Raw genomic sequence first — 3,808 nt, 5'->3', positions numbered from 1 at the left:
CAATACATCCTGTCCAAATAATAATTCTCTTATTTTATTAACAAACATTTTATCTATCTCTCCATATACAATTTTATATAACTTTTGTAAATATGTTAATATGCATTTCGCTTAACTACTTGTATATGAAATATACGCAAAGGTGTCCGCTACTGCCTCAATCACACACAACTATAACAAAAGTTCCAATAGGGATTTTATTTCTTTTTCGCTAAGGGGAACGGATTTAATATCTACGTTGTTGCCGTTTATTATGGACGGGTTAGAAAGAAATATAGAGAGTGGCGAATCGGACGAGTAACTTGAAGCGAATGAGAGTATTGTAGCTAAGCCTCTGGCATGAGACGGGTTTTCAAATTGCAATCTGATTATTACTTCGTATTGTTTTTCTTGTGTGGGTAAAAGCTTAAAATAAAAACCTTTAATTGATTGAACGGGAAAGCCGGCTAACATTTGGTTTAACAATGCAAGAGGGTTTACTATCCAACACGAGAGCGGCGAGCCATGGCGGAATTCGTTGAATTGTTCGGGGATTTGTACGCCGGGGTTTGGGGTGAAGGGATCGATAGCGTCGCCGTTTTGTGACATGGCGGCATAAGCGTGGGAAGCGGTCAATAATACCGAAACTCCGTTTGAATACCAGTATTCGCCGCCGCTTGCGGAACGGCGTTTTTCCCAGCCTTTGTTAAGAGACATGGCAAGTTCGGCGTTGGAGCGGGGGTAATTGCCTTGGGCGGCAATTTGATAACGCCGTCTGTCTGTTGGCGGAAATAACGCTGCGGCAAAAAAACGGGTTCTGTCTAACATTTGTTTTGTTTGTTTGTCTTTTAATTCATCAACAGGCAAAATATCAATAATGGAGCGGGCTTTTTTTGTGTCAACGAAAAGGTATGCAAAAGCACCGCTTTCAAAGGGGAGGGAGTCTGTTGTTTCTAGGTTTATGTTGAGGGATTTGGGCATAGTTTTACAAGAGAGTAATAGAAATAAAATAAAGAGAATTAACCACGAACCAAACGAACGACACGAACTTGTTGTCCGCAAACTTATCTTAGCTTGCGTTAGTTCGCTATAGTTCGTGTGGTTCGTGGTGGAATTTCTTCCTACGCCTTTGTTATCTTTACTTGCCATGTCTCGTCTCCGGCTTCTATCGGGATTTGTCCATCTGTTTTCGCCCATGTTGTTTTTACTGCTAGGGTTTCCTCTGCGGCGGTTTTGCCGAAATTGTCCCAGGCTTCTTTTAACGAATCCACACCATGTAAACAAAGTTCTATGCGGTCGGTAACAGAGAGCCCCATTTCTTTACGACTATTTTGTATGCCTCGGATAAGGTCTCGGATGTCGCCTTCCATTGAAAGTTCGCGGGTAATTTCGGTGTCAAGACCTACCGTGAGAGTGCCTTCGTTAAGGACGCGCAGGTTCGCCTTCTCTATTCTGCGGATGTCGAGTTTGTCCGCCGTGAGCACAAGAGCTTTATCGCCGCCTTCGCAGGGAACGTTAATCGAAAGAGGAGTGCCTTGCACGATTTTTTGAATCTCGGCGTGGCTTAAAGCTTCTATTTTGGCGGCGGCGGATTTCATGTCTTTTCCAAGTTCTTTTCCCAATACGCGGAAGTTGGCTTTTACTTCGTACTCCACCAAATCTTCTTCGTTATCTGAAAATACAACTTCTTTTACGTTTAATTCTTCCCGAATTATGTCCGCCATGCCGAGCAAGGCTTTTTTCTCGTCTTCGTTGCGTGTAACAAGTTCCGCCTTGCCCAGAGGCTGACGCATTTTGATATTGTACTGGGAGCGGAGCGAGCGTCCGATTGAAACTGCGGACATTACCGCCGCCATGCGGAACTCAAGTCCGCCGTCTCGACGTTTTGCGTCTGGTACGGGATAGTCGGTTAAATGTACGGATTCGGGGTCGTCCTTTAACCGCAGGTTTTGCCAGATGGCGTCCGTGGTAAATGGCATGAAGGGGGATGCGACCGTTATCAATTTTTTGAGGGCGTAGTAGAGTGAGCCGTAGGCTTCGATTTTGTCGGCATCGTTTTCGCGCCCATCGCTTGCGATGGGACGCCAGAAACGGCGGCGGGAGCGGCGGATGTACCAGTTGTTCAACAGGTCGATGAAACGCAGGATTGGGTCTACGGCTCGGCTTAGGTCGTAAGCGTCGAGGGCGTTGCCCACTTTTTCTACGAGGGTTTGCGTCTCTGAAAGTATCCATTGGTCAAGAGGATTGGAAGGTTTTTCGGGCGCTCCTGTCGCCGTGATTTTGTCGATGTTGGCGTAGGTAACAAAAAAACTGTAGGCGTTCCACAACGGGATGATGATGCTTTTCATTATTTCTCGCACGCCGTCGTCGCTGTAACGCAGGTCATCGGCTTTTACTACCGCAGAATGTACCAAAAAGAGGCGTAACGCATCCACACCGAAGGAGTTTATCACTTCGTTGGGGTCTGTGTAGTTGCGAAGGCTTTTGCTCATTTTTTTGCCGTCACTTGCGAGGACGAGTCCGCTTACTATGCAGTTTTTGAAAGCGGGCTTTTTTAGGAGCGCCGCCGCAAGGACCGTTAGGGTGTAAAACCAGCCTCGAGTTTGATCCAAGCCTTCGCTGATGAAGTCCGAGGGAAAATGGCTGTCAAAAAATTCTTTGTTTTCAAAGGGGTAATGATTTTGCGCGTAGGGCATCGCTCCCGATTCAAACCAACAGTCCAATACTTCGGGGATGCGTGACATTTTCGCTCCGCAGGAGCAGGGGATTTTTATTTCATCGACAAAGTGTTTGTGTAGGTCTTGGGGGTATACGCCTGAAAGTTCTTTTAACTCGGCACGGCTTCCGACGCAGATTGTTTTTCCGCAGTCGGGGCATCGCCAAATTGGTAACGGGTTTCCCCAATAGCGGCTTCGGCTGATTGCCCAATCACGGGCTCCTTCCAGCCATTTGCCGAATCTGCCTTCTTTGATGTGTTCGGGAACCCAATAGATTTGGCTGTTTGCGTCTAACATGTCTTTTTTTATTTTTTCGACGCTGACGAACCATGAGCCTACCGCACGGTAAATAAGCGGGCTTGAACATCGCCAACAATGCGGATAGGAGTGAAGTATTTGATCTCGTTTTACAAGTTTGCCTTCGTTTTTTAATTTTTCGATGATTGCTTTGTCCGCATCTTTTACAAAAACGCCCGCAAAGTCGGGAACTTCAGAAGTAAAGCGACATTCTGCGTCTACAGGGCAGATAACAGGGATACCTGTTCCTTTTAGTACTCGTGCGTCGTCTTCGCCGAATCCAGGGGCGGTATGCACTATGCCCGTGCCGTCTTCGGTTGTAACAAAATCGCCTAGGAAGGTGCGGAAGGCGTTAGGTGCGTCTTTGAAGTATGGGAATAGCGGTTCGTATTGAAGTCCCGCTAGTTCACTGCCTTTTTTTCGCCATAAGATTTTATATTCGGTTTCGTTTTTGTAGTAGGCGGACAGTCTTGCCTCCGCAAGTATATAGTGTTCGGGGGAAGAGGAAGCGGATAGTGGATAGTTGTTAGTGGATAGATCTTCGATTAGTACGTAGTCGATCTCCGCACCGAGGGTTAGGGCGAGGTTTGAGGGTAACGTCCAGGGGGTGGTTGTCCATGCGAGGAGATAGGTGTTGTTGCTATCTACCTCAAACTTTTTGCCGTCAACAACTTTGAACCGCACGGTTATAGCCGGATCGTGTACGTCTTTGTAACCGCCCAAGTTCAGTTCGTGGTTGGAGAGGACGGTGGCACAGCGTGGGCAGTATGGGAGTATGTAGTGTCCTTCGTAGAGGTAGTCTTTTTCCCAGAGGG

At 47.0% G+C, this 3,808-nt stretch carries 2 protein-coding genes; both read right to left on the bottom strand.

Annotation, left to right across the window (positions count from 1 at the left end; all coding sequences use genetic code 11):
- Positions 1-171 precede the first annotated feature (171 nt).
- On the bottom strand, positions 172-1,128 hold the full coding sequence (locus ACYVTD_RS10425) for a hypothetical protein (RefSeq protein WP_461247711.1): 957 nt from the start codon (positions 1,126-1,128) through the stop codon (positions 172-174).
- A partial coding sequence (gene ileS, locus ACYVTD_RS10420; RefSeq protein WP_461247710.1) for an isoleucine--tRNA ligase occupies positions 1,101-3,808 on the bottom strand: 2,708 nt, incomplete at its 5' end. The genes ACYVTD_RS10425 and ileS, both read right to left, overlap by 28 nt.

This window comes from Treponema sp. R6D11, assembly GCF_054786075.1.
Note: the sequence above shows the minus strand (reverse complement) of the source record. Positions and strands in the feature narration are given on the sequence as shown.